Source organism: Spirillospora sp. NPDC000708 (assembly GCF_040299565.1).
GTDB lineage: Bacteria > Actinomycetota > Actinomycetes > Streptosporangiales > Streptosporangiaceae > Spirillospora.
The window spans coordinates 169977-189570 of record NZ_JBEPCJ010000005.1; the positions used below are offsets into that span (position 1 = coordinate 169977).

16 protein-coding genes and 2 pseudogenes are annotated in these 19594 nt (G+C 70.1%); 7 read left to right on the forward strand and 11 right to left on the reverse strand.

Features of this window, described 5'->3' with window-relative positions; all coding sequences use genetic code 11:
- Positions 1–16 precede the first annotated feature (16 nt).
- Positions 17–2314, reverse strand: a complete 2298-nt coding sequence (locus tag ABT299_RS06355) for an SDR family oxidoreductase (RefSeq protein WP_500249995.1) — start codon at positions 2312–2314, stop codon at positions 17–19.
- Complete coding sequence (locus ABT299_RS06360; RefSeq protein ID WP_387028273.1) at positions 2311–3780, reverse strand: FAD-dependent monooxygenase; 1470 nt, start codon at positions 3778–3780, stop codon at positions 2311–2313. The genes ABT299_RS06355 and ABT299_RS06360 overlap by 4 nt, the downstream gene beginning before the upstream one ends.
- Positions 3781–4052: 272 nt before the next feature.
- Here ABT299_RS06360 and ABT299_RS06365 point away from each other — a divergent pair, with 272 nt between their 5' ends.
- Entirely contained in the window at positions 4053–4934 is an 882-nt protein-coding gene (locus ABT299_RS06365) for a helix-turn-helix domain-containing protein (protein ID WP_500249996.1), read from the forward strand.
- Positions 4935–4946: 12 nt separating this feature from the next.
- Here ABT299_RS06365 and ABT299_RS06370 read toward each other — a convergent pair whose 3' ends face one another.
- From ABT299_RS06370 to ABT299_RS06390, 5 genes and pseudogenes are all read right to left on the reverse strand, one after another.
- Positions 4947–5966: a sensor histidine kinase gene (locus ABT299_RS06370; protein ID WP_190853588.1), complete on the reverse strand. Its 1020-nt coding sequence runs from the start codon at positions 5964–5966 to the stop codon at positions 4947–4949.
- 1 nt (position 5967) lies between these two features.
- The gene (locus tag ABT299_RS06375) at positions 5968–6627 is read right to left on the reverse strand and encodes a response regulator transcription factor (RefSeq protein WP_190853586.1); all 660 of its coding nucleotides are present in this window, start codon (positions 6625–6627) and stop codon (positions 5968–5970) included.
- 984 nt (positions 6628–7611) lie between these two features.
- Positions 7612–7926 carry a helix-hairpin-helix domain-containing protein gene (locus tag ABT299_RS06380; RefSeq protein ID WP_500249997.1) on the reverse strand — a complete coding sequence of 105 codons (315 nt, stop codon included), beginning with the start codon at positions 7924–7926 and terminating at the stop codon, positions 7612–7614.
- Positions 7923–8973: pseudogene (locus tag ABT299_RS06385) on the reverse strand (LLM class flavin-dependent oxidoreductase). The gene ABT299_RS06380 and the pseudogene ABT299_RS06385 overlap by 4 nt, the downstream one beginning before the upstream one ends.
- Positions 8974–9040: 67 nt before the next feature.
- Positions 9041–9280: a BBE domain-containing protein gene (locus ABT299_RS06390; protein WP_500249998.1), complete on the reverse strand. Its 240-nt coding sequence runs from the start codon at positions 9278–9280 to the stop codon at positions 9041–9043.
- An 81-nt stretch (positions 9281–9361) separates the two neighbouring features.
- Here ABT299_RS06390 and ABT299_RS06395 point away from each other — a divergent pair.
- The 3 genes and pseudogenes from ABT299_RS06395 to ABT299_RS06405 form a co-directional block, all read left to right on the forward strand.
- Positions 9362–9646: pseudogene (locus ABT299_RS06395) on the forward strand (recombinase family protein); the annotation flags it as partial.
- 22 nt (positions 9647–9668) lie between these two features.
- Positions 9669–9857, forward strand: coding sequence for a hypothetical protein (locus ABT299_RS06400; RefSeq protein ID WP_500250040.1), 189 nt, complete (start codon positions 9669–9671; stop codon positions 9855–9857).
- Positions 9858–10261: 404 nt separating this feature from the next.
- Positions 10262–10387, forward strand: a complete 126-nt coding sequence (locus ABT299_RS06405; RefSeq protein ID WP_500249999.1) for a hypothetical protein — start codon at positions 10262–10264, stop codon at positions 10385–10387.
- 16 nt (positions 10388–10403) lie between these two features.
- On the opposite strand, the gene ABT299_RS06410 is transcribed toward ABT299_RS06405, so the two are convergent.
- The 3 genes from ABT299_RS06410 to ABT299_RS06420 are packed head-to-tail and all read right to left on the reverse strand — an operon-like array spanning position 10404 to position 13381.
- A complete protein-coding gene (locus ABT299_RS06410) occupies positions 10404–12197 on the reverse strand; it encodes a hypothetical protein (RefSeq protein WP_500250000.1) in 1794 nt (597 codons plus the stop codon).
- The gene (locus ABT299_RS06415; protein WP_500196080.1) at positions 12178–12528 is read right to left on the reverse strand and encodes a hypothetical protein; all 351 of its coding nucleotides are present in this window, start codon (positions 12526–12528) and stop codon (positions 12178–12180) included. The genes ABT299_RS06410 and ABT299_RS06415 overlap by 20 nt, the downstream gene beginning before the upstream one ends.
- The gene (locus tag ABT299_RS06420; protein WP_500250001.1) at positions 12518–13381 is read right to left on the reverse strand and encodes a hypothetical protein; all 864 of its coding nucleotides are present in this window, start codon (positions 13379–13381) and stop codon (positions 12518–12520) included. The genes ABT299_RS06415 and ABT299_RS06420 overlap by 11 nt, the downstream gene beginning before the upstream one ends.
- Before the next feature lie 468 nt (positions 13382–13849).
- On the opposite strand from ABT299_RS06420, the gene ABT299_RS06425 reads away from it, so the two are divergent.
- Positions 13850–14122: a hypothetical protein gene (locus tag ABT299_RS06425; protein WP_500250002.1), complete on the forward strand. Its 273-nt coding sequence runs from the start codon at positions 13850–13852 to the stop codon at positions 14120–14122.
- A 214-nt stretch (positions 14123–14336) separates the two neighbouring features.
- Here the strand turns inward: ABT299_RS06425 and ABT299_RS06430 are convergent, their stop codons facing one another.
- Positions 14337–15476, reverse strand: a complete 1140-nt coding sequence (locus ABT299_RS06430; RefSeq protein WP_500250003.1) for a hypothetical protein — start codon at positions 15474–15476, stop codon at positions 14337–14339.
- Positions 15477–17127: 1651 nt separating this feature from the next.
- On the opposite strand from ABT299_RS06430, the gene ABT299_RS06435 reads away from it, so the two are divergent.
- Together ABT299_RS06435 and ABT299_RS06440 are read left to right on the forward strand one after the other, a co-directional pair.
- A complete protein-coding gene (locus ABT299_RS06435; RefSeq protein ID WP_500250004.1) occupies positions 17128–18132 on the forward strand; it encodes a DUF4190 domain-containing protein in 1005 nt (334 codons plus the stop codon).
- A 293-nt stretch (positions 18133–18425) separates the two neighbouring features.
- Positions 18426–19322 (forward strand): DUF4190 domain-containing protein, encoded by an 897-nt coding sequence (locus ABT299_RS06440; RefSeq protein ID WP_500250005.1) that lies wholly within the window; start codon positions 18426–18428, stop codon positions 19320–19322.
- The last annotated feature ends 272 nt before the right edge of the window (positions 19323–19594 follow it).

Genomic DNA, 19594 nt, shown 5'->3' on the forward strand with positions numbered 1-19594 from the left:
GGCCTGAGGGGCGGCCTCAGCCGAGCAGCGTGCCGCCGGTGGCGTCGATGAAGGCGCCCGTCACCCAGCGGGCGTCGGCGGAGGCGAGGAACGCGACCACATCCGCGACGTCGGCGGGCTCGCCGACGCGGTTGAACGCCGACAGCGCCCCCATCTGCTCAACGGCCTGGGGGATGTCGAAGACCGGGTTGTCGTTGCGGGTGATGCCGGGTGCGACGCTGTTGATCGTGATGCCGCGCGGCGCGAGGATCTTGGCGAAGTGCAGCGCGAGCTGCTCCACGGCGCCCTTGGTCATCGCGTAGGCGATCTCGTCCGGGTTGGCGAAGCGGGTGAGGCCGGACGAGATGTTGATGACGCGGCCGCCCGCGGTGAGGTTGGAGACCGCGCGCTGGATGATGAAGAACGGAGCCTTGGCGTTGACCGCGAAGAGCTCGTCGAACTTCTCGGGGGTGGTCTCCTCAGGGGCGGTGCCGCCCATCACGCCGGCGTTGTTGACGAGGATGTTCAGATCGACCGAGCCGGTGCGCTCCTTGAGGCCGTGTTCGAGTTCGAGGAAGAGCTGGTGCACGTCACCCGGCTTGCCGAACTCGGCCTGGACGGTGAAGGCCCGGCCGCCGTCCTTCTCGATCGCGGCGACGACCTCGCCGGCCGCCTCCCGGCCGCCCGAGTAGTGCACCGCGACCAGCGCGCCCTCGCTCGCGAGCCGGGTCGCGATCTGCCGTCCGATCCCGCGGCTGGCCCCGGTGACCAGGGCCGTCTTGCCGGTGAACCTGTCCATCTCCGCACTCCGTTTCGGGGTTGATCGCCGGGTCGTTCGCGGGGTTTCCGGGATTCGCGGGGTTCTCGGGATTCTTGGCGTTTCCGGGGTGAAGGTGGGCGTCGGAGGTCCGAACCACCGTTCGAGCGCCGCCGCGAGGCTCGTGCCGTCGTCGGTGCCGGTGGCGGCCCACGCGGCGTAACCATCCGGGCGGACGAGGCAACCGCCCTCCGCCGGGGCCACGGCGGTGACCGTGCTGACCCGGTCGGCCCAGCGGGCGGCGACGCGGCGCAGCTCGCCGGACGGGTCGAGCAGCAGGCCGCGGCCCGTCCGAAGCGGAGCGGGGTCGGCGGAAACGAGGCGGCTTCCCTGACGCGGGTTCGTCCCGTCCGGGATGCCGTAGCGGATGTCGAGGCCGGAGATCGTGCCCGCGAGGTGGCGGCGGACCGGCTCATGGTCGATCAGCTCGGCGAACACCGCCCGCACCGCGTCCACCTCGGGGCCTCCGAGCAGGAGCAGCGCCTGGGCCCTGATGCCGGCCAGCACCCGCGCGCCGACCGCGTGCCGTTCGTCGTGGTAACCGTCCAGCAGAGCGGCAGGCGCCCTGCCCCGAGTGACCAGAGCGAGCTTCCAGCCCAGGTTGAAGGCGTCCTGCAGGCCGAGGTTGAGGGCCTGGCCGCCCGCGGGCATCTGGACGTGGGCCGCGTCGCCGGCGAACAGCACCCGGCCGTGCCGGTAGCGCGCCAGTTGCCGGGACGCGTCGCCGAAGGCGTCCACCCACAGCGGCGTACCGTCGCCGATGTCCTCGCCGGTGACACGCCGCCAGATGCCGGTGATCTCATCGAACGTGGGAGCGCCCAGCCGCGGGACGGCCGCGCGGCCGAACTCGTGGGCCATCACCCGGGTGACGCCGTCGCCGCGCCGGGCCGCGATGGCCAGGCCCGCCGGCAGCCGCTGGAAGCGGCGGTCCGGGATCTGGACGCCGTCGACGTCCGCGCGGATCAGCTCGCGGCTGGAGTCCCGGCCCGGGAAGTCCGCGCCGATCAGCCTCCGGACCGTGCTCTGCTCGCCGTCGCAGCCGACGACATACCCGGCGCGGAAGCGGGCCGGGCCGTCCGGCGTGCGAACCTCGGCGACGACATGGTCCTGATGGACGGTGAGGTCGTGCACCTCGTGCGCACGGCGGATGTCGGCGCCCAGGGCGCCCGCCCACCGACCGAGGACCGCCTCGGTGACGGTCTGCGGCGCCTTCCACTGGCCGGGATAGGGGGTCGGCAGCGTCAGGTCGAGCGGAATGCCTCCGAAGTGGCCCACCGCGTCGTTCGGCAGCGTGCCGAACGCGTCGAGGAGCCCCCTGGCGTCGAAGAGCTCCATCGTGCGGGCGTGCAGGGTGGACGCGCGGGACTCGGTCGTCGGGGCGGTGAGACGTTCGAGCACGGTGACGTCCGCGCCGCCCAGCCGCAGCTCACCGGCGAGCAGCAGGCCCACCGGGCCCGCGCCGACCACGAGAACCTGGCGGTCCGCCGCGTCCAGGGTGGCCGTCGCGTCCGCCGTCACCGCGGGTCGCCGAACCAGCGCCGCAGGGCCATCGGCAGGTCGGCGTGACTGCCCGGCGCCGCCCACGCCACATGGCCGTCGGGGCGGACGAGGACGGCCGCGGTGCCGTCGGGCCAGGAGGGCGGCGTGGCGCCGCGGGGCTTGGCGGTCACGATGTCCACCCGGTCGGCCCATCCGGCGGCACGACGGCGCAGCGCGGGATTGTCCGCCAGATCGAGCAGGACCCCGCGGCCGCCGCGCAGCGCCTCGGTGCTGCCGCCGATCCGGGCGTCCCCGTCCAGGGCGAGATTCGGCATGCGGCGGCCGAGCAGCGGATGCGTGCCGCCGCCGACGTCGTAGTGGATCTCCAGCCCGCTGACCATGGCGGCGAGATGCTTGGAGACCTCGTCGTAGCCGATGAGTTCGCGCATGACGTCGCGGAGGGGCTGCACCTCGGGGCCGCTGAGGAAGAGCAGTCCCTGTGCCTGCGTGTTCATGAGCAGCCGCTTGCCCACCGGGTGCCGTTCCTCGTGGTAGGTGTCGAGAAGCCCGGCGGGGGCCCGGCCCTTGACGACGGCGCCGAGTTTCCAGCCGAGGTTGACCGCGTCCTGGATGCCGGTGTTCATGCCCTGGCCTCCGGCGGGCAGATGGATGTGCGCGGAGTCGCCGGCCAGGAACACCCGGCCGCGGCGGTACTCGGTGACCTGGCGGGTGGCGTCGCCGAACGCGCTCACCCAGACCGGCTCGGCGTGCGAGATGTCGTCGCCGGTGAGCCGCTTCCACGCCGCGGCCACCTCGTCGAATTCCGGCGGCGCGGTCCGGCGACGGGCGGGCGTGCCGCGCTCGCAGACGATGAGGCGGGTGATGCCGCCGGGCAGCGGGCCGACCATGACCATCCCGCCCGGCAGGGTCTCGCCGATCATGCGCGGTTCGAGGTCGAGCCCGCGAACGTCGGCGAGATACATCTCCATCGTGGCCGCCGTGCCGGGGAAGTCGAACCCGGCGGCCTTGCGGACGGCGCTGCGCCCGCCGTCACAACCGACCAGGTATGGCGCGGTGAGAGTGTGGGCACCCTCCGATCCCTCGACCTCGACCTCCACCCGGTCGTCCAGGTTCTTGACCGAGACCACCGCGTGGCGGCGCCGGATGTCGCCGCCGAGGGCGGTGACCCACTCCTCCAGCACCGTTTCGGTCTGCGACTGCGGGACGGTCTTGGCCGCCTGATGCGCACCGTCGAGCACCGCGAAGTCGACCGGAACGCCACCGAAATGGCCCACATTGCTGACCTCGATCTCGCCGAACCGCGGCAGCAGTCCGCGCTGGTCGAAGACCTCCATCGTGCGCGCGGTGAACCCCAGGCCGCGTGATTCCCCGGTTCTCTCTGCGAGCCGTTCAAGGACCACGACATTGACCCCGGCCAAGCGCAGCTCACCGGCGAGCATCATTCCCGCCGGACCCGCGCCCACGACGATCACTTCGGCGTCCACGTGCGACTCCTCGATTCCTCGCCACCCGCCGGAGAAATGCGCGACCGGAAGGTGAAGACACTCGTTGGGACGGTATTTGATAGCTTCTTCGGAATCCCATCAAATGACAAGAGAGGGGCGTTCTAAGTTTTCATGAAGCGAGATTCGAAGAACGCTAGACAAGATTAGAAAGGGCTATGTCAGGCGCCGCTTAGCATTTCTAGGCCGAAGTTAGTGAACATCTTGCGCGGCCGTCTTGTCGGCGGCCTGGCGCGCTCTCTAGCGTGAAGCGGGTGACGAATTCGATCTGTAAGGCGCCGAACTGCCGCCGGACCGTGGCCGGGGCCGCGCGCCTGTGCGATCCCTGCGCCGGCGCGCTCGCCGACGACCTGTCCCTGCTGCCCGTGCTGTACGAGGAGTGCGGCCGTCTCCTCGGCGGCTCCGAACAGCGGGTCTCCCTCGGCCGCACCTCGGGCGGACCCCTGCCTGGGCTCCCGTTCAACGACGCTGCCGCCGATGCCCGGGCGGCGATCCGCGCGGTGCTCGGCTCATGGAGCGCCCTGGTCGCGGACGAACGCGGCATCGCGCGCCCGCGCCGCACGGCGGCCGGCCTGAGCTGCTTCCTGACCCGCCATCTCGGCTGGCTGTGCGGGCACGAATCCGCCGCCGAGTTCGCCCGCGAGATCGGTCGGCTGACCGGCGGCGCCCGCCGGGTGGCCCGCCCGGACGGCCGCCGCCGGGTCCCGGTCGGGGCCGCCTGCGTGGAGAGCGGCTGCGCCGGAGAGCTGGTGGCCCTGGTCAGGCCGCACGAGTCCCCGGGTGAGATCGTGTGCTCGGCCGACGCGGAACATCGCTGGGCCGCGCATGAATGGCTCGGGCTCAGCCGCCGTCTGGACCGTCATCCGGGACCGGCGGACTCGGCGAAATCGGCGGAGGCCCCGGAGCCGACGCCTTCCCCCGCCCCTGCCGCCTGGCTGACGGCGACCGAGGTGGCCCGCCTCTGGCGGCTGCCGACCGGAAGCGTCTACCGCCTTGCCAGCGAGCACCGCTGGAACCGCCGCACCCGGGCGGGCCGCACGTACTACGACGGCGCCGACGTGGAGCGTGCCTTCGCCCAGCGCGCCACCACCCGTACCGGCGAGGCCAGGGCCGGCAAGGCCACCAAGGCCGGCTGACCGGCCCGGGGGTCACCTGACGGGGACGCTGTCGTCCTCGTCGTCCTCGTCGTCCACGACCGCCGCGGCACCGGGATTGATGACGGGGAACGTGCACCGCGCGTCCACCCCCCGGCCGCCGGGGGCCTCCGCGAGGGTCAACCGGCCGCCGTTCGCCCCGACCAGCATCCCGGCGATCGACAGGCCCAGACCGCGGCCCTCCCCCTTCTCCCGCTCGCCGCGCCAGCCGCGCACGGTGGCGCGCTCACGCTCCTCGGCGGTCATGCCGGGACCCTCGTCCACCACGCGGAGGGTGGTGTCGCGCCCGCCGACCTGCACCGAGACGATGATGGTGCTCGCCCGGGGCGAATGACGGACCGCATTGTCGAGCAGGATGTCCAGTAGCTGCTCCAGCATCCCGCTCCGGGCGAGGATGACGGCCCTGCCGTGCAGCAGAGTCCGGATCGTGATGCCGTGCCGGTCCGCGACGTCGGACCAGGCGCCCGCTCGTTCGACCACCACCTCGCACATCTCGATCTCCAGCGGCGGCCTGACCTCGATCAGCTTGGCCAGCTCCAGGTGCTCGGTCAGCGTGCTGTGCAGGCGCTCGGTGTCGGCGAGCGCACGCGAGTGCAGCCGTCGGCCGGCCTCGTCCACGTGACCGTCCAGGCCCTCCAGCCGGATCTGCAGCAACTGGATCTCGGTCCGCAGCTGGTGCGCCACGTCCGCGAGGAAGAACGCGTTGCTCTGCTGGGCGGTGGCTATGTCATGGACGCAGTCGAGCAGCTCCCGCAGCCAGGGCGGCGCCCGGTGCGCGGCCAGCCGTTCGATGTCGCCCGCCCGCAGCCCCCGGACCGCGTCCGCGAGCGCGCGGCCGGGTTCGAGCAGCCAGAACTTCAGGGGAACGGCGAGCGCGCCGACCGCGACGAGCGCACTGCCGCCGGCGGTGGCGAGGACGTCCCAGTGGCCGATGAGCAGTCCGGCGGGCAGCACGACCGCCGACAGCGCGAGCAGGGTCAGCGCGAGCTGACCCCCGAAGATCCGTGACCACATGTCAGGCGACTAGGCGGAATCCCACGCCGCGCACGGTCTCGATGAGACCCGCCACGCCGAGCTTCTTGCGCAGCCCCGTCATGTGCACGCCGAGCGTCCTGGTGTCGCCGGCGCCGTCGTGCCCCCAGACCTCTTCCATGATCTGGCCGCGGGTGAACGTGCGGCCGGGTTCGAAGGCCAGGAACGCCAGCAGATCGAACTCCTTGCGGGTCAGCGCGACCTCCTCCCCGTTCACCAGCACCCGCCGGAGCCGCAGGTCGAGGTGGACCCCGCCGAGTTCCTTGACCGAATCGCCGCCCGCCCACGCCCCGCGGGCGCGCCGGACCACGGCCTCGATCCGGGTGGTGAGCTCGCGGACCCGGTAGGGCTTGGCGACGAAGTCGTCCGCGCCCATCCGCAGGCCGAGCACCCTGTCGAACTCGTCGTCCCGGCCGCTGACGATGATGATCGGCACGGTGGAGCTGTTGCGGATCAGCTGGCAGACCGCGAACCCGTCGAGGTCCGGGAGCATGAGATCCAGCAGGACGATGTCCACCTCGGCGCAGTGCTCGAGTGCCGCCCTCCCCTGATCGACGGCGACGGTGTCCATTCCCTGCTCTTCCAGCCGGCCGGCTAATTCCTCGCTGAACTCGGCGTCGTCTTCGACGAGAAGGACCCGCATATATTCCCCTGGCTGTGTCACTGAAGGGCGGCAGGTCATGCGCGCCCACCCCGGACGGTCAGGAACATCGATGCGAGATCGCCTAGAACGTTCCCATCCCGGAAGAGACCAATTCCCGGAACGGGTGCCCCGATGCGTGAGGTCGGCCATCGACCCGTGGTCACTCGGGAGCGTCGCGTCATTGGCGATCAACACATTCCATACTTACTCGACTCAACTCACCGAGACAAGGCCGAAATCTCGCATAGCCAATCACGCCCCGTAACTCACCTCTTCAAGCTCGCCTCTTTCGGCACAACGTGATCCATATCACCCTTCTCTTCGAGAAAGGTCACACGCTCGTAACATCCGGTTCACATCGGATCTGCCGCCGTTCCCGTGGGTTTGGTGAGCGGCGCCGGCGGAAGCTCAATCTGGACGAGGGTGGAGCCCTCGGACGTAGATCACGATGCTGGGGGCCAGGGGGCCGTGGGTTCGAATCCCGCCGCCCCGACAGAGTTCGATGCAGTTCAGAGGGCTGAATCGGAGCCTCTCCACGGCTCCCCGAACGGCGCTTGGGAGCCACAAGGGAAGCCGGCGGCTGCGGACTCACGGGCAGGAAGCGGCTTTCGTCCCGGTGGATGGATCACGTTAGCCGGAAATGCGGTGCCGGGCCCATGACGCTCGGTCAGAAGGTCCTCCCGGTCACGTCCAGCACCACGGGCGACCAGCCCACGCAGGAACGCCACCCAGCTCGCACCATCCTCGGGCGAACTCACCTCGACACCGAGCCGGCACCACTGGCGCTGCATCAACGAGACGGTGACGCTGCTTTCGGCGCGATCTCCCGAACTCCACAGGGCGCTGTCAAGGCCCACGAGGACGACCTACCAGCGGTTGGGGGTATTTTCCGAAGCCGGCTGAGGTCCCGCCTGTGGTGGCGGGGCATGTCCGTCAGGTGCTGGGGCTGGCCGACGATGAGGTCGCGTTTGCATGTTCCTTGTTCTAAGCGTCTTCGTTGGTGGTGGGTCTGGTTGGGGTAAGCAGCCGTTTGCGTTCTGGGGGGTAGTGCCACCATGGGCGGGCGGGTCGCCCTTCGGCCTGGTCCACGGCGGACATGATGGTGTCGAGCAGGCACGGGTCCAGGGCCTCACCGCAGGCGGCCGACATCTGCTCGTACAGTTCGATCGGGTCCCTGCCCGTCAGCTGTGCGCTGCGGGTGATCCCGACGCGTGCGAAGTAGCCGGCCACCGCCCGGCCGACGTTGACCAGATCGGTGAGGTCGGCCCCGGCCAAATCCCTCCGGTCGTGGGAGTTCACGGCGCCGCCTCCTTGGCCGGTGTCCGGCGCGTCTGGTCGAGGGCATCGGCGAGCAGGCCGATCTGCCGGGGATCGCCCGAGCAGGGCAGCAGTACCAGGTCGTCGGCGCCCGCCGCAGTCAGGCGGTCGATCTCCAGGCGTAGCCGGTCGGGGCCGGTCAGCAGGTCAGGCCGGATGTGAGGAAGGTAGTCGGGGCCGTAGTAGTGCGCCACGTAGGCTTCGGCGGTCTGGGCCGCGCCGGGTCCCAGGCAGAAGTAGCGCTCGACGATGATGCGCGGCCGTCCGGGTCGTGCGGCCCGGGTCCATTCCCGGTGGACGGCCTCGACGCCCTCTTCGAGGGTTCGCAGGCCGAAGGACGGGGCCACCCAGCCGTCGGACAGGCGGGCGGCTCGCGCGAACCCGGCGGGTACCAGACCGGCCCAGGAGCAGTCCGGGACGGCCTTCAGGGAGGGCGGGGACCGGGCCGGATGCTCCGGTCGTCTCCCCGCGCCACACGGCGCGCATCGCCGCGAGGCCCGCCTCGAACGCGGCGCCGCGCCGGGCCGCCGGTACATCGCCGGCGGCGTAATCCTCGGGCCAACCGCCCATGCCCAGGCCCACGGTCAGCCGTCCGGCGCACAGCCGCTCCAGCGAGCCGATCTGCTTGGCCAGCAGCACGGGGTTGCCCTGGTAACCGGTGTTGAGGACAGTGGTCATCAGCTCGATGCGCTCAGTTCGGACCGCCGCGGCGGCCAGCGCGACGAGCGGGTCCAGGCTGTCGTACACCAGCCGGTCGATCACCCCCAGGGAGGCGAAGCCGCGCTCATCGCTTTCAGCGGCCCAGCGCCCGATGACCGTGGCGTCCGTGTCCGGCACGGCGGCGGGCAGCCCGATTCCGACTCGCAAGACTTCCTCCCGTGATCGTGGTCGTGTGCAGGTTCCGTGTCCGGCACGGCGGCGGGCAGCCCGATTCCGACTCGCAAGACTTCCTCCCGTGATCGTGGTCGTGTGCAGGTTGGGATGCGGTGCCGTACGGACCGGCGGCACCACTGTCAAGGACACCGGCATGGCCCCGCACCGCGTCGGAGCGCGGCGCTGACCTGAACGGCCAGGGCGCGCGGATACGGCCGCGCCGTCATGTCGACGCCTCTTTCGGGGGGATGTTGAAGTTGATCCGGAAGACGTTGCCGGGGTCGTAGACGGCTTTGAGCTCGGTCAGGCGGGTGTAGTCGCCGGGCCGGTAGGCGGTGCGGACGATGGCCGGGTCGGTGTCCTCCACACCGGCGAAGTTGATGTTGGTGCCACCGGTGCTCCAGGGGCGCAGGTCCGCCAGGAACCGGTCGCGCGACTCCCGGTTCCCGGGGGCGGGCGTCACGCCGGTGAAGAGGGAGAACGCCGCGTCCCTGCCGCCGACGCAGTTGGGGATCTCGGGCGGGCGGGCGTAGGCGCCACCGAAATGCCGCAGCTCGGCGATGAACGGCGGCTGCGCGTCCGGTCCTGCGTGGGCCAGGACGGCGGCCTTGACCAGGCCCTCACCGCAGTGTGGCCGGGCACCGTGTTCACCGTGATCAGGTTCGACCGGTTCGCCCGCAACATGACCGAAGCCGACCAGATCCTCACCGACCTGTCCGACCGCGGCGTGCTGTTCGGGCTCGGCGGATCGGTCTACGACTGGAACGACCCGTTCGGCCGACTGTTCCTGCAAACCCTGGCGATGGTCGCCGAGTTCGAGGCCGACCTGGGAGCCGTGTACCCGCGAAGGCATGGCGCTGGCCGAGAAGAACGGCAAGCTCAAGGGCAAGCAGCCCAAACTGCCCGAGCCTGCGCGGCGGTCCGTCCGCCGCCGGTACGCCGAAGGCGAGGTCTCCCTTGCCGACCTGACCACCGAGTACAGCGTCGGTCGATCCACCATCCACCGGATCGTTCACGGGCCGCCGACCACCCCGAATTGACGAACAACCAGCTACAACGCTGGGCCGTGATCCCTTTCTGACATATTCCGGCCGCCCTCGTACGAGACCGGACGCGCGCCGGAAGCCGAGCCCGACGCATAGAACGGTGTTGGACGGTGTTGAGCGGGAACGGGGCCGGAACGGTCGGCCGGGGGCGGCCGGAAAGACGGATGAACGCCGGATCCGCTGCAAGCGTCTGAACGGCATGGGCGGTCAACAAGGCGGAGTACGGCGACCGGCGCGGCTGATTCCGGGCTACCGACGAAACTCGCTGACCAGCGACAACGCGGAGCCCCCGCACCACTGGATTCCACGCTAAGCAAGATCATCTTCCACTCTCCGCCGTAAGAGCGGTGGAGGGCTGGCATAGGGCTCGACCTGCGCCCGAGGGGATTGCCTCTCCGGTGAGCGTCGGCTCTCGGCAGAGCGCCGACGTCGGCTGCCCCGCCTTCACCGCGTTCGTGGTGTACCGGGTGGCGATCGGCGCTCTGCTGTTCGGTCTGCTCGCGGTCGGCCACCTCGACGGCTGACCCGCTGCCTGCTCGTTCACTCGTCGGCCGTCCACGTCTCGGTGAGTTCGGCGGCCAGCGCGGCCATCTCGTCGACGGTGAGTATGGACGGCGCCAAGGCGAAGGCCGGCGGCGGGGTGTGGAGATCGAGGGAGAGGCCGAGGGCGGCGTTCAGCTTCTGGGCCAAGGACAACGGCGTCAGATCGATGCGGCTGGCCAGCTCGGGCGAGGGCCACTCCGGCCGGGTGACGACCAGCGAGATGAGCAGGGCGTGCTCGGCGTCGGCCCGCATCTCGTCCGGAAGATCCGTGATACCGCGATCGACCAGGTGACCGAGCGCCGAGACGACGATGCCCGACCAGATCTCCCGGTTGACCAGAGGGGAAATGTAGGGACTCAAGCCCTCCAGGTCGGCGTGGATCGCGCGGACGGCGGCGATGTGCTCCTGCGGCGGGGCACCGTCAGGGACGCAGTACAGGTCGAGGGCCGCCGCGAACATCGACAGGCGCGCCCAGCCCATCGTGCCGTGTTCCCAGCGCGGAAGCACCTCCCGCACCGTCGCCCGGAGGGGCGGCAGGAGATCGGGACGCTGTTCGTGCAGGCCGGAGAGGCTGCCGAAGAAACCGTCGAAAGCGTGCGCGACGCCCTCCCAGGACTCGGGAGGCAGGACCGCAAGGGCCGCGCGGGCGTCGGCGACGGCCTGGTCCAACTCGGCGACGTGCAGCAGGTGGTAGCGGGCGCGCAGGAACAGCGCCTCGGCGCGGTATGCGGGTTCCGCGGCCGCGTCGGCGGTGGTAAGGGCCAGGTCGAGGATGTCCTTGATGTCCTCCTCGAGGACGCCGTGGAGCAACGCTTCGAGGCTGTGCCCGGCGCCCCGGCTGACCAGGTAGCAGCCGGTCTGGGGAAGCTGGAAACCCTGCTCGGAGAGCCAGGAGTGGGCTCGCGCGGCGTTGAGGTACCAGGAGGCGGCGCATAGGTGGAAGAACGGATCGACTTCCTCGGCCCAGCGGCCGAACTGGTAGCCGATGCGGTCGAGATGCCGGAGGAGGCGGGGGCTCGGAACGGTGGCGGGGAACAGCTCGGACGTGCGTTGCTCGACCTCGAACGCGGTGTCCAGCCACGCCTCCTGGCTCCCGTCTTCGGGCGCGTACATGCGTCGGCGTGCCAGGAGGACCACCTCCAGGGCGGTGTCGAGGGCGTTGCCGAGGCAGGCCAGCTCGTCCAGGACGGCATCGTCGGCGCCGGGGTAGAGGGACCTCGCCGTCCGGGAGTGCTCGAACGCTTTCAGCAGGTTCGCCAGGCGGTCTCCCGTGGTCAGGCGGGCGTAGGCGCCGGAGAGGTTGTCATGCAGGTCGGCCACCGACCGGTCTGCGACGCCGAGCCTGGTGAGGATCTCCAGCCCGGTCTCGATGTGGCGGATCGAGGTGAGCGCGTCCGGCTCCGCTATCCGGTCGCGCCCGCCTACTGGCCGCCCGTACAGGTTGCCCAGGTTGGCGTGGACGGCCGCGACGTCCTCCCCGTGCGCGTCCGGGTCGAGCAATCGCAGCGCGCGGTTCATGTACCGCAGCGCCTGCCGCCGGTTGGCGATCTCGTCACCGTGCCGGCGGTTCTTGTAAAACAGCCCGAGAAGGTCGGCCGCGATCCCGAGGACGCGCCGGTCGTCCGGGTCGGGGTCGACAGGTGCGGCCTGGAGGACGGCCTCGTAGGCCGCGATCACGTCTTGCTCCGCCGCCTCACCGAGGTCGCCGGGCAGGCCGGTGGACAGGAGGAACGCGGCCATCCGGTCCGCCGTCCGCGCGTGCTCCAGCAGGTCACGCAGGGTCGCCGTCATCCCCGGCCGCCAGTTCCTCGGGCGTGACCTCCGCGGCGTCGTGGTCGCCGGCCGCGGTCCGCACCCTGACCCGCCGCAGCTTCGCCCAGTCGTCGCGCAGCCCGTCGAGTTCCTGCAGGAGCTGCCGCAGCCCCTGGACGAGTTGGACCCCGCCCCCGGTGACGACGACCGCCGTCGCGATGATCGTCACCGGTTCGGCGAAGCCGCTGCGCTCCAGCGCGCACGTCACCGGCCCCACCTCGTCGACGTCCGCCGCTGCGAGCCGGTCGAGCAGGACGTCGGCCAGACCGTCGGGCTCGTCGGCCACCTCCAGGACGAGTTCAAGCCGCATCGGAGTCCCCTTCCGTCGTCGGGACCAGGCCCAGCTCCCGGATCAGGCGGAGCCGCGCATCGAGTTCGTTCGCCATCGCGTGGGGGTCGCGATACTCCTGGGCGAGTTCCAGGAAGGCCGACCCCAGAAGCCGCGGCATCGGACCGTCGGACCGGTGGGCGAGCGCAGTGCCGCTCCCCCACGCCTTCTCGACGGCCCGGCGCGGCGCTTCCCCGTCCACCAGCCGCACGGCGCTGTCGAGCATCAGGAACCGCCGCAGGAGCAGCGGCGGATGGATCTGCATCTCGTCGAACCGCCCGAGCGCGGACCACAGCCGGGCGGCACCGTCCCTGGCATGCACGTGCCGGTCCATCACCTCGGTCATCACCGATGCCGCCATCGCCGCCTCCACGACAGCGAGGAGCAGCGATTCGGCGTCCAGGTCGTCCCCGCCGGAGGCCTCCCAGACGAACTGCCGCACGGCCCAACGGTCGGCCTCGAACTCGAACGCCGCCCGCGCGGCGACCAGCGCCATCGGGTGGTCCACCATCCGCAGCCCGGGCCCGGACGCACCGGGGAGCGGGAACCGCAGGTGGCCGTGCAGGACGTGCCCGACCTCGTGCAGGTACAGCAGGTACAGCGACTGGACCATGGCCTGCTCGGCCAGTTCGTCCGGGGCCGGGCCCTCCGCGGTGAACCACGCAGCGATCAGCTCGACCAGCCCCGTGCTGACGAGGATCTCGGCCTCCTCGCCCGCGGCGCGGGCCTCGGCGCGCGGTGCGGTCTCAGCCGTGATCCTCAACCTGGCCAGCCCGTCCCCGCCCCAGTCCTCATGGATCCGCTCCAGCGTGTCGATCAGCCGCGCTCCCGCCAAACACGCCTCCCACACGTCGCGAAGGCCAGTTTCTCAGCCCTGCCCGCGCTCCAGCAGCCAGGAGCCACATCCGGCCGTTCTCCGGCCAGCGCAGCCCCTTCCCAATGGGCGCTGAGTCAACAACTCCGCCATGATCGTCCTGTACAGGCCAGCCTTTCCGCCGGCTGCCGCCAGGGCCGACGCCTCGCCCCCCGGCACCAGTCAGCATCTCCGGTGTCACCCCGTCGTAGCCGACTTCACCAAATAGGCGACAGCTTCACCGAATAGGCGACAGTCGACGGGTCGCGTCGCACCCGCCGCCCATTTCGCGCTGCTGGCCTCCCGCTACATGCACGACCACGGTGCCACCCCCGGACAGATCGCGGCCGTAGCGGTCAAGAACAGCCGCAACGGCGCGCTCAACCCCAACGCCCAGCGCCGCAACCCCCGCACGCTTGACGAGGTGCTCGCCCACCCCAGATCAGCGGCATGTTCACCCGCCTGCGGTGCTGCCCGATCGGCGAAGGCGCCGCCGCCATCGTCGCCTCCGGCGATGAGATCACCCGCTTCGGCCTAGACCGCGATCGGGCGGTGACCGTCCTGTCGTCGACCGCCCGTTCGGAGACCGTCTACGACGGCGAGAGCTTCGACGCCGTCCTCACCCGCGAGACGACCGCTCAGGCCCTGGCCGAAGCGGACATGACCGCTGCCGACCTCGACCTCGTCGAGCTCCACGACGCCTTCGCCACCGCGGTGTCATGAACCTTCCGTGAGTGGGGGGCCGTCACCAGGACGGCGACGGACCGCGGGCCGATGCTGATCCCCCGGGGGCAGCCCTGGCAGCTCAACTCGTGCACGGGCTCCGAGAGCATGGGAGTCAGCCGCACCGTGCCGATCATCGCCGGTTCGAAAGGGCCCGGCGACGGGGACATCGAGATCGTGTGGTCATGGCCCTGGACCGCAACCAGAGAGCTCGCTACTTCTGGGGCCAGGTGATGCTCTTGGCGAAGTTATTGAAGTAGGATTCGCTCTTTTCGCGCATCACCCTGGACGATCCTAGCAGCTCTCTGAGGCCGGCCAGATTCCGCTTCCCGTCGGGGTTCTCCCTCTCCCTCTCGATGTCCTCGTCGATCCGCTGCAGCCACTGCCCCATGAACATGCTATAGATACTGTCTCGCCAGTTCGGGTGGATCAAGGGCGTGTACTGGAAGTACTCGACCACGTGCCGGGCGGCGCATGCGCTGGCATGCTCGATCGTCACGTCATCGCCGAACCTCTCCGGGAAGAAGTCGAACATGACGAGCATCCGCTGGGCGATCTGGTTGTATTCCAGATTGTTGAGGGCGGGTCTGTCCTTCATTTGCGCCAGGAGGAGCTTCAGTTCCCTTGCTGCGTCCGCTTCGCCGGTCCGGTAAGACACGGTGTTCAGCGAAGTGAACCAGAAGCGGTTCCTGGCCTGCAGCCAATCACTGAGTCTCGTGGTCATCGCACCGATGTAGTGGCAGGCGAGGTTCGGCACCCATTCCTTGGGTTCGCTGTAGCCCTCGGTTGGCTTGGCTTTGTACTTCTCGAGCTGGGCGCTGTGGATGTAGATCCGCCGGTCCCGCTTGAGCTTGCCTTCGAGCTCCCGCCGGGTCGCGTCGTCCGGCTCCTTGTCCAGTAGCGGGCTGGCCACCTTTATCGGTTCGGCCCAATAAGCATTTTTCAAAGGTATGCCCTGGCGGGTTATCCATTCATCTTCGATACTGGCAGGCACATGTTTGATCAGACCGTTCACCGCGTACCGATGCATCTTGCTCGAATCCGACTGAAGGCCCGGCGCGCCGGCCCAGGAGTCCGCCAGATCATTGGTGAACACCCACATCGCATGAATTCTCTCCCATGCCTCCAGGAACGTCTGTCCGATGAGCCATGATTCGATGAACCCCCGCAGCGCCCGATACGAGGTGATGTGCGCGCCCGATCCCTTGTTGCTGGTGGTGTTGTTCTGGATGACTGCTTTATCGGAGGGCGCCCGATCGGTGTCGATCTTGACGATCACCTGCCGCTTCGCCGGCATTTGCTCACCCTGGGACGACCCGAGCCCGCCGGGGTGACCGAACTCCAGTTGGATCATGGCACTGCCTCTCCTGGGGCGCGTTTCGCGGCGTTCCCATAGTCAACCACCACGGCTCGGCGTCATGAAGGACGAGAGAGGCAAGGGTGTCCACGCCGCCAGAATATGGCGAGAAGCGGCCAAAGGGGTGGCGCGAGAAGGCCGGTCCAGCTTACAAGTGCTGTTATCGCCAGTCCTCAACTGACCACTTCACGTCCCGGCGCCAGCCGAAAAGCCCCCAAGGGACTTTGGATCTGTAGGCCGAGCCCCACGGGCCCCACCATCCCCGGCAGGGTGAACCCGAAAACGCCCCGGTTCTCCCGCCGCATGGCGGAGCCCCGCGGTGCTCGATGATCGCGGTTCTCGGGCCGGTCGCATTTATCCGGGGGTCGATTCCGCCGGCGGATCCGCCGCCGCGTACTTCGACACCCATCCCGTGTGCGGTGCCACGGCGACCGGATCACCATCACCGAGCGCGGCTCGGCGATCATTGACGGCCGCTGTGCCCCCGTCATCGCCGCGCCCGGGCGTCCGCCACGGGCGCACCGGCAAGAAGCCCGCGGTCCCAGTGAAGCGCATCCTCCCGGGCCAAATGCTGGCAGAGGTCCGGCCCGGGACGCCCGGGCTCCGGGCCAGGAACTCCACGTCGCCGGGCGCCGGTCGCGCGGTGCGCAGGCCGATCAACTCTGCGAGCAGGGCAGTCCAAGGGCGCCCAGGGGACGTTGACGTTGTAGAGGGTGCTCCAGCGGGGCCAGCGGGTCATGGGCCCTCGTCCGCACTCCGGAGCGGTACGAATGCCCACACCCGCCAAGTGCGGTCGGCCCGGGCGCCGTTGCCGCCGGGGTGAGCGTCCTCGCCGGGACTGGTGTCCGCACCGTCTGGCTGGGCGCCTTGGGGTCGGGCGTGTCGACCAATGCGGGCGGGCCTGATCTACCAGGCGGTCATGCGCCTGGCGGTCGGTAAGGAGCTGGCCGAGAAGGCGGAGGCCGACCAGCTCGCGTTGAAGGCGGGCGCCGCTGCGATCGGTCGGTGAATCGACGGCGCTGGACGTCCACCACCAAGGTGAAGGGTGATGGGTCAGCCGATGGACCGACCACCACGTTCGAGTGAGCCGGAGCCACCACCGGACCGCCGCGTGGCGCGGGCCGCCGAGCTGAACGCCCGCTACGGCCATCCCCGGACGGGCACGAGCGCAGAGGTCACGTTGAGCACGATATCGGCGCTGCGGCCCCACTCCGATCGGTTCCAGACCTCCCGCGGCCGCATTCCTTCATGCTCCGGCGCGGCCGCCCGTTTCGCGTTCGGGTGCCGGCGGGCCGGCGGCTTATGATCACGGCTAGGCGACGGCCGCCGGACATGCGCGATTCGTGACCTTGATCGCGTACTTTCCCACTGTGACAACGCCACCGGACGCTGACGACGTCCAGGAGGCCCCCGGCCAACCGTCCGCCACGGACGCCTGGGCCTCCTCGGACATCGGCACCGCCGCCCCTCCGCCACCGGAGCAGGCCGCCGCCTTCGCGTCGCTCCCGCCGGGTTCTCCCCGCCCCCGCCATCCGCGCCCGGCCGCCGCCGAACCAATCCGTTCGCGCTCGTCGCCGGGCTCATCCAGGCGGCGGACGCGGCGAGGCCGCCGACGGCGAGGGCGCGGCCCCTCAGGCCGCGGCACAGAGTGAAAGCGCACGACGCCCGGGGTCCCGAACCGGCGCCGCCGGCACCGGGCGCCGGGGCGTCCTCCGAACCCGCCGCGCAGGCACCCGCGCCGACGAACCGGCTGGCGATCGCCGCGCTGGTCACCGGCATCCTCGGCCTGGGCATCCTCGCCGTCGCCTTCGCCGTCACCGCGCTCGTCCAGACGCGCCGCCGTCACGAGCGGGGCAAGGCCCTGGCCATCGGGGCCCTCACCGTCTCCACCGCCTGGCTCGCCGCGCTCGCCCTGGCGCTCATCTTCGTACTCGGCGGCAAAGATGATCGTGCCACACCCGATCCCGTCGCTCAGGGGGGCGAGCCGCGGGCCTCCACCCTGAATACCGGTGACTGCTTCACCGGGTTCTTAGCGGGGGTGACGAGGGTATTCGTCAGGAAAGCGTCGTGCACCCAGCCTCACAGCGGCGAGATCGGAGCGAGAGTCACGCTGCCCCCGACGCCGTATCCGGGAGATGCGGCACTGACCACGACGGCCGTTGGACAATGCCGCAACCGCGACGCACTCCTGTTCGAGGAAGGGCGCGGTAACGAATTCAAGATCTACGTCGATCGCCCTGACCGGCAGGCTTGGGAGCACGGAGACCATGATGTGGTGTGCGTACTCCGCTATCCACAGGACATGGCCGACATCCTGCAGAAGCAGCCGAAGTACTTCTCCGATCTGATTCCCGGTGACTGCGTCAGGATATGGGACGGCGGCGGCAACGAGGCCATCGTCGACTGCGATGAGAAGCACGAGGTCCAGGTCTACGCGATCATCAAGTTCCACCGCGAGACGTACCCGACGTCGAAGCAGATGATGGCCAGCTGCACCGAACGCGCGATTCGGGTCTTCGGAACCGATCCGCCGGACGTTCTGGAGAGATTCACGCGCCCCCGCAACGACCAGTGGCTGATGGGACAGCGCTTGGTCTTCTGCCTTGTCGCAGCGCGGCATGGCTCATTGACGCATTCGGTGATGCCCGGTTGAGCGCGCAGGACGAGACCGCTGGGCCTCCGGCGGAGACCGGGCGTCCTGCCACCGACGGCGGCCTGCCGGAGACCGTCGGCCAGGGCCGAGACAGCGGAGCAGCGGCGCCATCTTCAGGTTCGACGCCGGCTTGGGCGGCGCCGGATGGGCGAGTCGAGAACGCGCCGGTCGCCACGAGTCCGCAGGTCACGCCGGCGGGTGCACAGACGTCGGCTCCGGCGTCGACCACGCAAGGGACGCCCGCAGGGGCGACAAGTACGCGTCGTAGGAACACCAGCGCGAAGGCCGCTCTGGTGTTGGGGCTCGTCGGGCTGGTGGTGTTCGCCATCGGGTTCGCCATCATCGCCCTCCTCCAGTCCGGCCGCCGCGGTGAGAAGGGCAAGGGCCTGGCCATCACCGCCCTGGCCCTGTCCGCAGCATGGTCCGTCGCCTTCACCGCCATCGCTGTCGTGGTCCACGACAACGACGGCGGTGCGGCAATCACGCGACCGGCCGGGCAGCGGGTCACCACACTGCGTGCGGGTGACTGCTTCACCGCCTTGGAGGAAGGAGTCACCGGCATGTACGTCGGCAAGACTCCGTGTGCGAGCCCTCATGAGGGCGAGATCGGCTCCGTGACGACAGCGGCCGGTTCCCGCTACCCAGGCGATGCGGCGCTGGTAGCCGAGGCGAAGAGGGCCTGCCAGAAGGGGACCGGCTTCCTGCCGGGCGATGGTCCGGGCGACGGACTGAAAGTGCTCTTCGAGCGTCCTCGCCGCGAGACGTGGGAGACCGGCGACCACGGGCTGGCCTGCGTGTTCCAGCATGCCGATGGGCAAAGGCCCGCCCGAGCGCGGTCCGCGGGCTCGACGGAGATCGGCGGGCTCAGGGCCGGCGAATGCGTCGAGAAGTGGCGGCTGGACAAAGACGAGCAGCTCATCGGCTGCGGGTCCGACCACGAAGTCCAGGTGCTGGGGGTCTTCACGGTGCCCGGCGACGAATGGCCGGGAAAGCGGGCGGAGACCACGACTGCGAAGAAGGGCTGCCGGACGCTGTGGGCCATGACCTTCGGCGCCGCGGAGCCGCGCGCACCGTTGTGGGCAAGGAGCGCGCAGCCGACGCGGAGCGGTTGGGAAGCCCATGACAGGCTGATCATCTGCCTGGTCGCAAGCCACAGCGGAACGCTGAAAGGCTCGCTGATGCCCGGGTGAGGCGTTCCACCGGCACCCTGAACGGTGCACCGCCGCTCATCTGCGCGCTCTCCTCATGGCTTGCGGGGCTGATACCCGAACGAGACGGCAGGCTCCTGCGCTTCGAGAGCCGGCCGCACCGACGCCTCACCGAACTGCACAGCGAACCACTTAACGTCCCGAGGAGGAACCGACGCGCACCGTTCAGCGAGGTCAGCGCGGGCGTAGTCACCGCGGTGCGCGGTGTAGGCGCGAGCGATCTGGCGGTTCGGCCCGTACCGGGTCTCGCGCAG